Source organism: Cellulomonas sp. SG140, assembly GCF_025770785.1.
Classification (GTDB): domain Bacteria; phylum Actinomycetota; class Actinomycetes; order Actinomycetales; family Cellulomonadaceae; genus Cellulomonas.
Genome location: NZ_JANZLA010000001.1, coordinates 479,840 through 493,991 on the forward strand (window position 1 = coordinate 479,840; position 14,152 = coordinate 493,991).

Annotated in this window: 14 protein-coding genes; 4 read left to right on the plus strand and 10 right to left on the minus strand. The window is 74.4% G+C overall.

Translation table 11 applies throughout. The features are described from left to right. Positions 1-23 precede the first annotated feature (23 nt). The gene (locus N0B34_RS02220) at positions 24-626 is read left to right on the plus strand and encodes a hypothetical protein (RefSeq protein WP_263729583.1); all 603 of its coding nucleotides are present in this window, start codon (positions 24-26) and stop codon (positions 624-626) included. Between the two features lie 24 nt (positions 627-650). Here the strand turns inward: N0B34_RS02220 and N0B34_RS02225 are convergent, their stop codons facing one another. From N0B34_RS02225 to sucC, 3 genes are all read right to left on the minus strand, one after another. Then, positions 651-1,958 carry a DUF6350 family protein gene (locus N0B34_RS02225; protein WP_263729584.1) on the minus strand — a complete coding sequence of 436 codons (1,308 nt, stop codon included), beginning with the start codon at positions 1,956-1,958 and terminating at the stop codon, positions 651-653. 115 nt (positions 1,959-2,073) lie between these two features. Then, entirely contained in the window at positions 2,074-2,949 is an 876-nt protein-coding gene (gene sucD / locus N0B34_RS02230; protein ID WP_263729585.1) for a succinate--CoA ligase subunit alpha, read from the minus strand. A 30-nt stretch (positions 2,950-2,979) separates the two neighbouring features. Beyond that, positions 2,980-4,161 (minus strand): ADP-forming succinate--CoA ligase subunit beta, encoded by a 1,182-nt coding sequence (gene sucC / locus N0B34_RS02235; RefSeq protein WP_263729586.1) that lies wholly within the window; start codon positions 4,159-4,161, stop codon positions 2,980-2,982. A 197-nt stretch (positions 4,162-4,358) separates the two neighbouring features. On the opposite strand from sucC, the gene N0B34_RS02240 reads away from it, so the two are divergent. Next, positions 4,359-4,577 carry a helix-turn-helix domain-containing protein gene (locus N0B34_RS02240; protein WP_263729588.1) on the plus strand — a complete coding sequence of 73 codons (219 nt, stop codon included), beginning with the start codon at positions 4,359-4,361 and terminating at the stop codon, positions 4,575-4,577. After that, entirely contained in the window at positions 4,577-5,152 is a 576-nt protein-coding gene (locus N0B34_RS02245) for a Clp protease N-terminal domain-containing protein (RefSeq protein ID WP_263729590.1), read from the plus strand. Before N0B34_RS02240 ends, N0B34_RS02245 begins: the two co-directional genes overlap by 1 nt. Before the next feature lie 10 nt (positions 5,153-5,162). Here the strand turns inward: N0B34_RS02245 and N0B34_RS02250 are convergent, their stop codons facing one another. Both N0B34_RS02250 and N0B34_RS02255 read right to left on the minus strand, forming a co-directional pair. Continuing rightward, positions 5,163-6,671 carry an alpha-N-arabinofuranosidase gene (locus N0B34_RS02250; protein WP_263729592.1) on the minus strand — a complete coding sequence of 503 codons (1,509 nt, stop codon included), beginning with the start codon at positions 6,669-6,671 and terminating at the stop codon, positions 5,163-5,165. 219 nt (positions 6,672-6,890) lie between these two features. Then, complete coding sequence (locus N0B34_RS02255; RefSeq protein ID WP_263729594.1) at positions 6,891-7,925, minus strand: LacI family DNA-binding transcriptional regulator; 1,035 nt, start codon at positions 7,923-7,925, stop codon at positions 6,891-6,893. Between the two features lie 195 nt (positions 7,926-8,120). Here N0B34_RS02255 and N0B34_RS02260 point away from each other — a divergent pair, with 195 nt between their 5' ends. Beyond that, positions 8,121-8,591: a GyrI-like domain-containing protein gene (locus N0B34_RS02260; RefSeq protein WP_263729595.1), complete on the plus strand. Its 471-nt coding sequence runs from the start codon at positions 8,121-8,123 to the stop codon at positions 8,589-8,591. Positions 8,592-8,594: 3 nt separating this feature from the next. On the opposite strand, the gene pcrA is transcribed toward N0B34_RS02260, so the two are convergent. Genes pcrA through N0B34_RS02285 form a run of 5 tightly spaced genes read right to left on the minus strand, consistent with a single transcriptional unit; the run spans position 8,595 to position 14,131 of the window. Then, complete coding sequence (pcrA, locus tag N0B34_RS02265) at positions 8,595-11,153, minus strand: DNA helicase PcrA (protein ID WP_263729596.1); 2,559 nt, start codon at positions 11,151-11,153, stop codon at positions 8,595-8,597. Positions 11,154-11,206: 53 nt separating this feature from the next. Then, entirely contained in the window at positions 11,207-11,701 is a 495-nt protein-coding gene (locus N0B34_RS02270) for a DUF456 domain-containing protein (protein WP_263729597.1), read from the minus strand. A gap of 10 nt (positions 11,702-11,711) precedes the next feature. Then, on the minus strand, positions 11,712-12,068 hold the full coding sequence (locus N0B34_RS02275) for a hypothetical protein (RefSeq protein ID WP_263729598.1): 357 nt from the start codon (positions 12,066-12,068) through the stop codon (positions 11,712-11,714). Between the two features lie 36 nt (positions 12,069-12,104). Beyond that, positions 12,105-12,776 carry a LuxR C-terminal-related transcriptional regulator gene (locus N0B34_RS02280; RefSeq protein ID WP_263729599.1) on the minus strand — a complete coding sequence of 224 codons (672 nt, stop codon included), beginning with the start codon at positions 12,774-12,776 and terminating at the stop codon, positions 12,105-12,107. Next, complete coding sequence (locus tag N0B34_RS02285; RefSeq protein WP_263729600.1) at positions 12,773-14,131, minus strand: ATP-binding protein; 1,359 nt, start codon at positions 14,129-14,131, stop codon at positions 12,773-12,775. Before N0B34_RS02285 ends, N0B34_RS02280 begins: the two co-directional genes overlap by 4 nt. Between the last annotated feature and the right edge of the window lie 21 nt (positions 14,132-14,152).

The following is a 14,152-nucleotide window of genomic DNA, read 5'->3' on the forward strand; positions in this document are numbered from 1 at the left end:
GCGCCCGCGGGGGACAATGAGGTGTGAGCAACCCGTACGCCCCGCCGGACGACCGGCCCCGCGGCGACGAGGCGCCGGCGGACCGTGGCGCGCCCGACGGGCAGCACGGGGTGACCGGCCCCGGGCACGGTCCCTCCAGCGGGCCCTTCCACGGTCCCGACGGGCAGGCACCGGCGCCGTGGCCGGGGGTCCGTCCCGCCGACCGCGCCGGTGTCCCGCAGGGCCCCGGTCAGCAGGAGGTGCCACCGCCGGTCAGCCCTGCGCAGCTGTCGCGGATCGCCGCGGGCATGCGCTTCGGCGCCGCCCTGGTGCTCGCGGCGCTCCTGGTCCAGCTGCTGCCGCTGCCCTGGGGGCTGCTCGCGCTGCCGTTCGCGCTGCTCGGCACGGGCGTGGTGGGACGGACCATGCTGCTGATGTCCAGGGCACGGGTGCGGGGACCCGCCTCGGTGCTGACCACCCTGCTGCTGGTGGTGGGCGTCGGGAGCGTCGCGGTCTCGCTGATGCTGGCCGCCTACTGGACCGCCGGTGCCGACTCGTACCGGTGCGAGCAGTCCGCGCTCACCGTGCAGGCCCGGTACTCGTGCGCGGCGCTCCTGCCGCAGCAGGGCTCGGTGCACCTCCCCTGACGGCCGACGGCCGAGCGCGAGCGCTTAGACCCCGCCGAGCTCGGCGTCGTCCGGCACCCACGGGTCGGCCGACCGTCTGCGCACCAGGTGCCGCACGGCGGCGCGGACCACAGGGGCGCTCAGCGTCGTCGTGACAGCGGCACCGGCCCACACCCAGAGCCCGACCCGCAGGCCGACCAGCCAGCCCTCCGCTCCGACGATGGCCATCCGCCCCGGGCCCGCCGGCCCGCTCGCGGCGGTCACGACGAGCGCGACCAGCAGCGCGACCACGCCCGCGAGGAGCCCTGCGGCCGCGGCCGGATGCCACCACCGCGTCGCGACCCACCGGCGGTGCAGCACCAGTCCGGCCAGCACGCCGACCAGGACCAGCACCAGCGGCAGCACCGCGGCCGCGATGCCGTGCACCGTCTCGGCGGGCAGCATGCCGAGCAGCGGTACGGCCGGGAGCGATCCGGGCACGACGGCGTCGGGCGCGAACCGGGACCCCGCGCCGACGGAGAAGCCGACCCCGGAGACCCACGTCAGCGCCCAGACCACCAGGTTCGGCAGGTACCCGAGCTGGACCACGGCGAGCACGACGCCACCGATCACGTCGAGGTTCAGCCCGCCGACGACCGACGCCACCTGAGCCCGGCCGTCCAGCAGCCAGCCGCACGTCACCAGGCTGGACACCACCGCGAGCAGCGCCACCGTGAGGAGCCCCGTGCCGAGCGCCGCGCGCAGCACGGGTGGCAGTCGACGCGTCAGCGGCTGAGCGAGCCGCGCCCACGTCGGCGCGTCGGCCTTGCGCATCACGCCCGTGCCGAGCCCGAGCAGCGCGACCACCGCACCACCGAGCAGCGCCCGGGGCACGCCGCCGCGCGCCGCGGGGGTCAGCGCCGCCATCCCGGCCACCACCAGCACGTACGTCGCCATCCCGGACAGCGTCGAGGACCAGCTCGCCGCTCCGGACCGCCGGGCCGAGGCGTGGCAGGTGTAGATCGCCAGCGCCGTGACACCCAGGGGGACGAGGCCGACGGTCACGGCGCCGACGCTGACCGTCACGCCGTGCCCCAGCAGCCACACGGCGGTGCCGACCCCGACGGCTCGCACCCACGGCACACCGTCGTTCGCCGGGTCGGCGGAGGTCGCCACGAACGCGGCGACCGACGGGACGACGATGACCAGCCACGACAGCAGGGCGCCCTGCAGGGCGGCGAGCACGCCGGCGACCCACCGCGGGGCACCGTCGAGGGCGCTGCCGAGATCGACGGCCAGCGCCAGGTCACCGGCACGGCCGCGGGTAGTCCGCGGGGCGCGGCGGCGGGTGGCGGGGTCGGTGCGCAGGCTCACGCGCCCATGGTCGGCCGACCGCCGCGTGCCGTCCGGCAGGCACGTCCGGCGAGTCGCTCACGGGGCGACCCGGTCCCGTCGCGCCGGCCGCAGCCCGCGCGACGGGTCCGAGGACTCAGGACAGCAGCGCGCGCACGAGCGCGGCGGTCTCCGACGGCGTCTTGCCGACCTTGACCCCGGCGGCCTCGAGGGCCTCCTTCTTGGCCTGCGCGGTACCCGACGAGCCGGAGACGATCGCACCGGCGTGGCCCATCGTGCGGCCCTCCGGGGCGGTGAACCCGGCGACGTATCCGACCACCGGCTTGGTCACGTGGTCGCGGATGTACGCGGCGGCCCGCTCCTCGGCGTCGCCGCCGATCTCGCCGATCATCACGATCGCCTCGGTGTCCGGGTCCTCCTCGAACGCCGCGAGCGCGTCAATGTGCGTGGTGCCGATGATCGGGTCGCCGCCGATGCCGATCGCGGTGGAGAAGCCCAGGTCACGCAGCTCGTACATCATCTGGTACGTCAGCGTGCCGGACTTGGAGACCAGCCCGATGCGGCCCGGTCCGGTGATGTCCGCCGGGATGATGCCGACGTTCGACTGCCCGGGGCTGATCAGGCCCGGGCAGTTGGGGCCGATGATCCGCACGCCGTTGTCCTGGGCGTAGGCGAAGAACGCGGCCGTGTCGGCCACCGGGACGCCCTCGGTGATGACGACGACGAGCGGCACGTGCGCGTCGACCGCCTCGATCACGGCGTCCTTGGTGAACGCGGGCGGCACGAAGACGACGGACACGTCCGCACCCGTCTGCGCGACGGCCTCCGCGACCGTGCCGAACACGGGGACGTCCCCGGTCGGGAACGTCACGCTGGTGCCGGCCTTGCGCGGGTTCACGCCGCCGACGACCTTGGTGCCGGACGCCAGCATCCGGGTGGTGTGCTTGGTCCCCTCGGACCCGGTCATGCCCTGCACGATCACCCGCGACGCAGCGGTGAGGAAGATGGCCATGGCTGTTCGTCTCTCTCGTCGTCGGGTGGCTCAGGCGGCCGTCGAGGCCAGGCGGGCCGCGTCGTCCGCGCCGCCGTCCATCGTGTCGGCCAGGGTCACCAGCGGGTGCGCCGCCTCGGTGAGGATCCGGCGGCCCTCCGCGACGTTGTTGCCGTCGAGGCGGACCACCAGCGGCTTGGACGCCTCGTCGCCGAGGATGCCGAGCGCCGCGACGATGCCGCGAGCGACCTCGTCGCACGCGGTGATGCCGCCGAACACGTTGACGAACACGGCCTTGACCTGCGGGTCGGACAGGATGATGTCCAGCCCGTCGGCCATCACCTGCGCCGAGGCGCCGCCCCCGATGTCGAGGAAGTTGGCGGGCTTGACGCCGCCGTGGCCCTCACCGGCGTAGGCGACCACGTCGAGCGTGCTCATCACCAGGCCGGCGCCGTTGCCGATGATGCCGACCTGCCCGTCGAGCTTGACGTAGTTCAGGCCCTTCTCCTTGGCCCGTGCCTCGAGCGGGTCGGCCGCGGCCTTGTCCTCCAGCTCGGCGTGCTCCGGGTGGCGGAAGTCGGCGTTGGCGTCGAGCGACACCTTGCCGTCGAGCGCGATCACCGCGCCGTCCTCGGTCAGCACCAGCGGGTTGACCTCGACCAGCGTCGCGTCCTCGTCGCGGTAGACCGCCCACAGGCGCTCCAGCACGTCCACGACCTGACCGGCGACCTGCTGGTCGAAGTCGGCGGCCCGGACGATCTCCTCCGCCTTGGTGCGGTCGATGCCCGTGCGCGGGTCGACGGCCACCCGGGCGAGGGCCTGCGGGCGCTCGACGGCGAGCTGCTCGATCTCCATGCCGCCCTCGACCGACGCCATCGCCAGGTAGCGGCGGTGCGCCCGGTCGAGCAGCAGCGACACGTAGTACTCGCTGGCGATGCGGGCGCCCGCGGCCACCATCACGCGGCGCACGGTGTGCCCCTTGATGTCCATGCCGAGGATCTGGCCGGCCACCTGCTCGGCCTCGTCGGCCGACCGGGCGAGCTTGACGCCGCCGGCCTTGCCGCGGCCACCCACCTTCACCTGGGCCTTCACGACCACGACGCCGCCGCTCTCGCCGAGCAGCCGCTCGGCAGCGGCCCGCGCGTCCGCGGGGGTCGTCGCGACGATGCCCGGCAGGACCGGTACCCCGTGCTTCTCGAACAGGTCCCGTGCCTGGTACTCGAACAGGTCCACGCCGGCGCGTCCTCTCGCTCGTCCCGCACGTCGGTGTAGGCGACGTGCGCACCGGTGGCGACTCTAGCCGGGGACCGGCGATTTCTCGACATCGAGAGATTCGGTCGAGCGGCCGGCGGAGCGGCGGTGGCGGCCGAGCGGGATCCGACCCGCGTGGCGTCAAGTCGTCTTGACAGCCTTGCGTGCGTCAATCTACCTTGACAGCCATGACCGACACGTTGCTCGACAGGGCGACCTCCGACGACCCGGCGAGCGGCCTGGCCGCCGTCGGGGCGCTGCGCGAGCTCGCCGACCGCCTCGAGGCGCTGCAGGTGGAGCGCGCACGGCGGCTCGGCTGGTCGTGGCAGCAGGTCGCCGCCGCCCTGGGCGTGTCCCGGCAGGCCGTCCACCAGAAGTACGGGAAGAGGTTGGGCTGATGTTCGAGAGGTTCACGCAGGACGCCCGCACCGCCGTGGTGCTGGCGCAGGAGCTCGCGCGCGAGCTGCACGCCGACCGGATCGGCAGCGAGCACGTGCTGGCCGGCGCGGTGCGGACCGAGGGGTCGGCCGCGTCCCGGGCGCTGGCCTCGCTGGGCATCCGGCCGGCCGAGGTCGAGGCCGCGGTACGACGCCGCAGCAGCACCGGGCTCGACGCCGAGGCGCTCGCCGCGCTCGGCATCGACCTCGAGGCCGTCCGTGCCCGGGCCGAGCGACTGTTCGGCGTCGGTGCGCTCGACCGGCCGGCGCCGGGCCGGGGTGGCCGACGGGGCACGCACGTCCCGTTCGACACCACGGCCAAGAAGCTGCTCGAGACCACCCTGCGCGAGGCCGTCGCGGCCGGGCACCGGCGCATCGACACCGGCCACCTGCTGCTCGCGGCCGTGCGTCTCGACGACGCGCCGGCGCACCAGGTGCTGCTCGGCCTCGGGCTGGCACCCGAGGAGGTCCGACGGGCGGTCCGGCGGGCGTGGGCCGAGCCCGACGACGGCCCGGCCGGCGTCCTGGTCGGCTGAGGCCCCGGCGTCAGAGGCTCAGCCGGACCACGTTCCAGGACACAGGCGGGACGGTCAAGCTGAGCCTTCCGTCCTCGACGGTGGCGGTCGCGTTGGGGCGGGGCGCCACGCTGCTGTCGTCGTCCACCGTCGCCTGCCAGGTGTGGTCCGGGTTCGAGAGCGTGCTCGCGGAGGTGAGCCGCAGCCCCGGGACCGAGCGCAGGTCCACCTCGAGGCGCGCCGCCTGGGTGGTCGACCGGTTGACGGCGAACAGCGCCACGGCGCCGGTCTCGGGATCGTGGGTCGCGACCGCATCGACCAGGGGCGCGTCACCGAACCTGGCCGTCTCGTACGTCGGCACGTCGATCGCCACCTGCAGCACGTCGCCGACGGCGGCCGAGGACGCCTGCGCGAAGGGGTGGAAGATCGTCTGCTTCCACGACCGGCCGCCCGGCTCGGTCATGATCGGCGCGATCACGTTCACCAGCTGGGCCAGGCTCGCCGCGGCGACGCGGTCGGTGTGCCGCAGCAGGCTGATCAGCAGGCTGCCGACCACCACGGCGTCCGCCACGTTGTAGCGGTCCTCCAGCAGGACGGGCGCCACCGGCCAGTCGTCGCCCGTGGGCGGCTGCGACTCGGCCCTGTGCTGGTACCAGACGTTCCACTCGTCGAACGAGATGGCGATGCGCTTGGACAGCTTCTTGTGCGCCCGGACGGCGTCGGCGGTCGCCGCGACCGACGTGATGAAGTGGTCCATGTCGAGGGCCGACGCGAGGAACGAGCCGAGGTCGCCGTCCTGCTCGCAGTAGTAGGCGTGCGCCGAGATCATGTCGACCTGCTCGTAGGCCTCGGTGAGCACGGTCTGCTCCCACTCGCCGAACGTCGGCATGGAGACGCCTGACGACCCGCTGGCCACCAGCTCGAGGTCGGGGTCGATCATCCGCATCGCGCGTGCGGTCTCCGCCGCCAGCCGGCCGTACTCGTGCGCGGTCTTGTGCCCGATCTGCCAGGGACCGTCCATCTCGTTGCCCAGGCACCACATCCGCACCTTGTAGGGCGCCTGCGCGCCGTTGGCCCGGCGCAGGTCCGACAGCGCCGTGCCGCCGGGGACGTTGCAGTACTCCAGCAGGTCGAGCGCTTCCTGCACGCCACGCGTGCCGAGGTTGACGGCCATCATCGGCTCGACGTCGGCCGCGGCGGCCCACCGCATGAACTCGTCGACGCCGACGAGGTTCGGCTCGGTGGAGTGCCACGCGAGGTCGAGCCGGCGCGGCCGCTGCTCCACCGGGCCGACGCCGTCCTCCCACCGGTACCCGGACACGAAGTTGCCACCCGGGTAGCGGACGGTGGAGACGCCCAGCTCACGGGTCAGCTCGATGACGTCCTTGCGGAAGCCGTCCGCGTCGGCGGTCGGGTGGGACGGGTCGTGGATCCCGGTGTAGACGCAGCGACCGAGGTGCTCGACGAACGAGCCGAAGGTGCGACGGCGGACGGGGCCGACGCGGAACGCGGGGTCGAGGGTGAGGGTCGCGGTGAACATGGCGAGCTCCTGGTGTGCGGGCGGCGCTGCTCGGACGGTTGCGGCTCCCGAGCGCGCGGCGCGCCGCTGGGCGACCGTCGTTCTGGAACGTTGTAGTACAACGATAGAGAACGATCGCCCGACCTGACAAGCGGGCCTGCCGAGGCGACGTGGCGAGCGGTCCTGGCGAGCGGTGGTGACGCGGCGACCTGACGAGCAGGGCGCTCGACGGACGCGGCACTACGACGTCGCCGTCGACTCCCGCGCCACCACCGTGAACTCGGCCACCACGGTGCGCGGTGGCCCGGCGGCGTCCCCGCGGTCGATCCGCTCGCGCAGCAGCCGGACCGCCGTCTGGGCGATCTGGTCCCGTCCGGGCGAGATCGACGACAGGGTCGGCGCCGAGTACTGCGCCTCCTCGATGTCGTCGAAGCCGATCACCGCCACCTGCTCCGGCACCGCCACGCCGCGGCGGTGCAGCGCGTGCAGCACGCCGAGGGCCAGCGCGTCGTTCATCGCGAACACCGCGTCCACGCCGACCCCGGAGTCCAGCAGCCGGTCCATCGCGGCGGCGCCGGCGGCCCGGTTCCAGAACCAGGCCTCCGCCACGAGCGCAGGCTCGAACGGCAGACCGGCCGCCTCCAGAGCCTCCCGATAGCCCTGGAGCCGCAGCACCGCCGAACCGGACAGCTCCCCCGGATGGGCGCCGACGGCCGCGACCCGACGCCGTCCCCGTGCCAGCAGGTGCTCCGTCGCGGCGCGCGCCGCGTCGACGTTCGCCATCGTCACGTGGTCCGCGTCCGCACCGAAGATGCGCTCCCCGAGCAGCACCATCGGGAAGTCGAGCCGCAACGACGTCAGGTCGGCGAGGTCGAGCGCCAGCGGCGAGTAGAGCAGCCCGTCGGTCAGCTGCCGCTGGGCGCTGGTCAGCACGGCGAGCTCCCGGCCGCGCTCGGCCCCCGTCTGCTCGATCAGCACCGTGAGGCCCTCGCGCTCGGCCGCGCCGATCACGGAGTCGGCGAGCTCGGCGAAGTACGGCAGACGCAGCTCGGGGACGGCGAGGCCGATGATGCCCGTCGAGCCGCGGCGCAGGTTCCGGGCGCTGAGGTTGACCTGGTAGCCGAGCTCGGCGATCGCCTGCTCGACCCGCTCGCGCGTAGCCGGGCGGATGTACGGGTACGCGTTGAGGACGTTGGAGACCGTCTTGATCGACACGCCGGCCCGCGCGGCGACGTCGTGCATCGTCACACCGCCCGTGCGACCTGCACGGCTCATCCCGTCACCCTCTCCCGTCGCCGCACCGCCCGTCAGCGCCACAGCGTGGCAGACGGCGCGCGCGCCCCGCCGCAAGCGCCCGCGTCGCCGGAGCATACATCGTTGTACGTCGCCCCGATCAGGCCCTCTGCACGAGGGAACGGCACCCTGCGGCGCGCTCTCGACGTCGACTGACGCCAGCGGGACGCTGGAGTCATGACGACCGAGGAGATCGTGCGCGAGGTGCGCGCGGAGCAGCAGGTGGCGGTGGTGCGCGGGCGGATGGCGACCGAGCAGCTGCCGGGGTTCCTGGGTGGTGCGTTCGGCGAGGTGATGGCGACGGTCGCGGCGCAGGGCCGGCACGTCACCGGCATGCCGTTCGGCCGGTACGTCCCCGTCGGCGACGGGACGTTCGACGTCGAGGCCGGCTTCCCGGTGGACGCGCCGGTGGTGGCGCAGGGCCGGGTGGCGCCGAGCACGCTGCCCGGCGGACCGGCGGTGAGCGTGGTGCACCGCGGCAGCTACGACACGGTCGCCGCGGCGTACGAGCTGCTGCTGCGGTCGGTGGGCGAGGCCGGTGCCGAACCCGCGGGAGCGCCGTGGGAGTCCTACCTCGACGAGCCGGGGGTGCCCGAGCCGCGGACCGAGGTGGTGCTGCCGTACACCGAGCAGGCAGCCGGCGCCTGACCGCTACAGCTTGGTGACGGGCGAGAACCGCAGCAGCAGCCGCTTGGTGCCGGCCGAGCCGAAGTCGACCTTGACCACCGCGTTGGGACCGGCACCCTCGAGCGCCACGACGGAGCCGAGGCCGTAGGCGTCGTGCGTCACGCGGTCGCCGACGGCCAGCGTCGGGATCGCGCCCTCTGGACGGGGCTTGGCGGAGCCGAACGTGGCACCCGTCGACGGCAGGGGCGCCCGCTCGGTCCGCGACCCGCCTCCGCCGCCGGACGACCCACGCGACCCGTCGTTCCAGGACGACCCGCGCCCCCCGCCGCTGCCGAACCCGGACCCCCAGCCGCCGCGGATCCGCGACGTCGACGACTCGCGCCGCCGCCAGTCGATCAGCTCGTCCGGCAGGTCCTCGAGGAACCGGCTGGGCGGGAACTCGTTCGGCACGCCCCACGCCGTGCGGACCGCGGCGCGCGAGATGTACAGCCGCTGCCGGGCGCGCGTCAGCCCCACGTACGCGAGCCGCCGCTCCTCCGCGAGCTGGTCCGGGTCGGACAGCGACCGCAGGTGCGGGAACGTCCCGTCCTCCAGGCCCGTGAGGAACACCACGGGGAACTCCAGGCCCTTGGCGGTGTGCAGCGTCATCAGGGTGACCACGCCCTGGTCGGGGCCGGTGCCCTCGTCCCCGCCGTCCGGCGTGGGGATCTGGTCGGAGTCCGCCACCAGGGACACCCGCTCGAGGAAGTCGGCGAGGTCACCGTCGGGGTCGCCCTGCTCGAACTCGGTGGCCACGGCGTGCAGCTCGGCGAGGTTGTCGACGCGGGAGCCGTCCTGCGGGTCGTCGGACGCGCGCAGCTCCGCCAGGTAGCCGCTGCGGTCCAGCACCGCACCGAGCACCGTCGCCGGACCGGCGTCGGCCGCCAGCTCACGCAGGCCGCCCAGCAGCTCCCGGAACGCGGCGAGCGCCGTCACCGCGCGGGTGCCGAGCCCCGGCACCTCGTCGAGCCGCTCGAGCGCCGCGCCGAAGCTGATCCGCTCCCGCTCCGCGAAGGCCGCCACCATCGCCTCGGACCGCTCCCCCAGCCCGCGCTTGGGCACGTTGAGGATGCGGCGGGTGTTCACGTCGTCGTCCGGGTTGGCGATGGCACGCAGGTACGCGATCGCGTCCTTGATCTCGCGGCGCTCGTAGAACCGCGTGCCGCCGACCACCTTGTAGGGCAGGCCGACGCGGACCAGCACCTCCTCGATCGCACGGGACTGCGCGTTGGCCCGGTAGAAGACGGCGACGTCACCGGGCCGCACGTCGGCGGTGTCGCCGAGGCGGTCGATCTCCTCGGCGACGAACCGGGCCTCCTCGCGCTCGTCGTCGGCGACGTACGCGACGATCTGCGGGCCGGCACCGGCGTCCGTCCACAGCCGCTTGGGCTTGCGGCCCGGGTTGCGGGAGATCACCGCGTTCGCCGCCGACAGGATGGTCTGCGTGGAGCGGTAGTTCTGCTCGAGCAGGATGGTGCTCGCGTCCGGGTAGTCCGCCTCGAACTCGAGGATGTTGCGGATGTTGGCGCCGCGGAAGGCGTAGATCGACTGGTCGGCGTCGCCCACCACCGTCAGCTCGCCGCGCGGGACGCCGTCGGAGCCGTCGCCCACCAGCTCCTTCACCAGCACGTACTGCGCGTGGTTGGTGTCCTGGTACTCGTCCACCAGCACGTGCCGGAACCGGCGGCGGTAGTGCTCGGCGACCGCCGGGAACGCCTGCAGCAGGTTCACGGTGGTCATGATCAGGTCGTCGAAGTCGAGCGCGCTGGCCTGCCGAAGCCGCTGCTGGTAGCGGCTGTAGACCTGCGCGAGCGCGGTGTCGAAGTCGTTCGCGGCACCCTGGCCGCTGGTCGCCGCGAACGTCTCCGGGTCGACCAGCTCGTCCTTGAGGTTGCTGATCTTGGCCGCGAGCGCCTTGGCCGGGTACCGCTTCGGGTCGAGGTCCAGCTCGCGGGCGACGAGGGTCAGCAGGCGCTGCGAGTCCGCCGAGTCGTAGATGGAGAACGAGGAGCGCAGGCCGAGCGTGGTCGCCTCGCGGCGCAGGATGCGCACGCACGCCGAGTGGAAGGTGGACACCCACATCCGCTGCGCCGACGGGCCGACCAGGGCCTCGACGCGCTCCCGCATCTCGGCGGCGGCCTTGTTGGTGAAGGTGATCGCGAGGATCTCCCCCGGGCGGGCGCGGTGCGTGGCCAGCAGATAGGCGATCCGGTGGGTCAGCACCCGCGTCTTGCCGGAGCCGGCACCGGCGACGATCAGCAGCGGGCCGCCCTCGTGCAGCACAGCGGCACGCTGCTGCGGGTTCAGCCCCTCGAGCAGCTCGTGCGCGCGGGCCTCGTCGCGCGCCTGCGCCTCCTCCCGCGCACGCGCACGGTCGTCGTCCCGGACGTCGGACGCCCCCGCGCGCTCGTCCTCCCGGGGCGGCAGCACCACCGGCAGGCCCGAGGACTCCCCGACGTGCGTGGGCCGGACGGCGCCGGGCGCGGGGGTGCCGCCGACCGACCCGGGGAGGGGCAGGGACAGGTTCTCGAACAGCGACGTCATGGCCCTACCAGGGTAGGCGAGCGGACCCACACCCCTGGGCGCGGCGGGCCTGCTCAGCGCGTGACCAGCGCCACCACCCAGACGCCGGCGACGAGCAGTGCCGCCGTCAGCTCCACCAGCACGGTCAGCCCGGCCGCGCGCAGCGCGACGCCGGTCGCGCGCCAGGCCGCCGCGTGCGACCGCAGCCGCACCCGCTCCGCCAGGTAGACGCCGAGCAGGAACCCGAGCACCACCCCGACGACGGGGACGACGACGAAGCCGACCACGCCGAGCGCGCCGCCCCACACGAGGGCCGATCGCGGCACTCCGCCGCGCTGCAGCCGCCGCCCCGCGAGGAGGTACTTCAGCACCTGTCCGGCCGCGGTGAGCAGCACCGCGACCACGGCGACCGTCCAGCCGCGCGGCCCTCCGGTCAGCACGCCCCATCCGGCGACCGACGCACCGACCAGCACGGCGCCGGGCAGCACCTGCACGACGGTGCCGACCAGTCCGACCGCGACCAGAGCACCGACGAGCCAGGTCAGCTCCCCGGCCGCGCCGATCGTCATGCCGGCCGGACTACTGCCAGAGGACCGCCACCGCGACGTTGAACGCCGTCAGGCCGCCGATGGTGAGCACCAGCCAGCGCGGCACGCCCTCGTCCTTGCGCCGCCCGCCCCATGCCACCAGCCCGGTGACGATCAGGGCGACGACGAGCTTCACGCCGAGCTTGGCGTTGCTGACGTGCTCGTCCGGCTTCCACGCGCCGGACGTCAGCAGGAACGCGAGGATCAGACCGGTGACCAGGGCGGTCAGCGCGCCGTGCAGCATCCCGGTGGGGATGCGCGGCGGCCGGAGGCTCACCAGGGCGCCGCCGAGCACGATGGCCCAGCCGATCAGGTGCAGCACGACGAGGACACCAGCGACGACGGTCATGCGGCGACCCTACGAGACCGCCCCGTGCGGCGCGTCTCAGAGCAGCCGACGCGCCGCCGCCCACCGGGTCAGCTCGTAACGGCTGGACAGCTGGAGCTTGCGCAGCACCGCCGAGACGTGGGTCTCGACCGTCTTCACCGAGATGAACAGCTCCCCGGCCACCTCGCGGTAGGAGTAGCCGCGCGCGATCAGCCGCATCACCTCGCGCTCGCGCGCGGACAGGCGGTCGAGCTCGTCGTCGCCCGTGGCCACGTCGCCCGCCGCGGTGCCGAACGCGTCGAGCACGAAGCCGGCCAGCCGCGGGGAGAAGACGGCGTCGCCCCCGGCCACGCGCAGCACGGCATCGGTCAGGTCCGGGCCGCTGATCGCCTTGGTGACGTAGCCCCGGGCGCCGACGCGGATGACACCGACGACGTCCTCGGCGGCGTCGGACACCGACAGCGCGAGGAAGCGCGTGCCGGCGAGCAGGTCCGCGCACCGGCGGATCACCTCGGCGCCTCCACCGCCGTCGCCCCCCGGCAGGTGCACGTCGAGCAGCACGACGGGCGGCCGCAGCCGGTGGATCACCTCGACCGCCTCGTCGACGCAGTCGGCCTCGCCCACCACGTCGACACGCTCGTCCAGGGACGCACGCACGCCGGTGCGGAACATGTGGTGGTCGTCCACCAGCACCACGTCCACCGGTGGGCGCACCGCGCTCGTCGTCATCGGGCCATCTCCGTCCTCTCCGCCCGTCCGTCGCCGTCCGTCGCCGGCCGCGGCACCGCGGGTGGCACGACCGCCGCACCGACCGGGAGCAGCAGGTGCACCTCCGTGCCGCGGTCCGGCCGGCTGGTCACCGTCGCCTTGCCGCCGCGCCGGTGCACGCGCCCCATGATGGACTCCCGCACCCCGAACCGGTCGGGACCGATCGCGTCGACGTCGAAGCCGTCGCCGTGGTCCCGGACGAACACCTCGACCTCGTCCGGACGGACCTCGAGGTAGAGCGAGACCGGCGGGCGGCCGTGCACCACGGCGTTGACCAGGGCCTCCCGGCTCGCGGCGAGCAGGGCGTCGGTCCCCTCGTCGGGCACGCGGTCGCCGACCACGACGGTGTCGACCGCGACGGGTTCGCCACCCGGACCCGAGCGGGAGTCCTCCACCTCGGCGACCACCGCGCGCAGCGCCGCCGCCAGCGACGTACCGGGCGCCGGCCGGTCGTCGTACAGCCACTCGCGCAGCTCCCGCTCCTGGGCGCGGGCCATGCGGGCGACCTCCCCGGGCTCGTCCGACCGGGCTCGGATCAGCGCGAGGGTCTGCAGCACGGAGTCGTGCAGGTGCGCGGCCATGTCCGCCCGCTCGGCCTCGCGGGCCCGGGCGGCGCGCTCGTCCCCCAGCTCCCGCCACAGCCGCAACCACCACGGCGCCAGGACCAGCACCACGCCGGCCAGCACCGCGACCGCCGCGACCACCGCCTGCAGCAGCACGGCGGGCGCGATGCCCTGCCCCGTGGCGCCGCCCACCAGCAGCAGCACCCCGACGCCGGCCAGCACCACGCCGCCGACCAGTCGCAGCACGCTGACGGGCACGCGGCCACCGGCGCGCTCGCGCAGCCGTCCGCGCTGCACGGCGTCCAGCTGGCTCCACGCGAGCACCAGACCGGCGGCGACGAGCATCGCCGGCAGCACCCACTGCAGCCCCAGCGAGCCCTGCTGCCGGGCGAGCAGCAGGGCTGCCGCGCCCGCCATCAGCAGCACGCCGACGGCCACGTCCGTCACCGGGAGGCGGCTGGGCGTGCCGTCCGTGCCCTGCCGGCGGGCCAGCCGGGTGAACGCGGCGGGCCGCGCCGCCTCGGCCGCCTCGGCGGGGTCACCCTCCGGGACGGTCAGCCACCAGAACCCGTAGAGCAGCGGCCCGATGCCGAGCACCGGCGTCAGCACCACGAAGAGGACCCGCACCAGGCGGACCGAGATGCCGAGGTGGACGGCCAGCCCGATGGCCACCCCCGCCAGCCGGCGGCCCTGGGCCGGGCGCCGCCACGGCAGGCGCGGCGGCGCGACAGGCGGCACGGGAGCGGTCCACACAGGTCGATCGTGACACGTCCG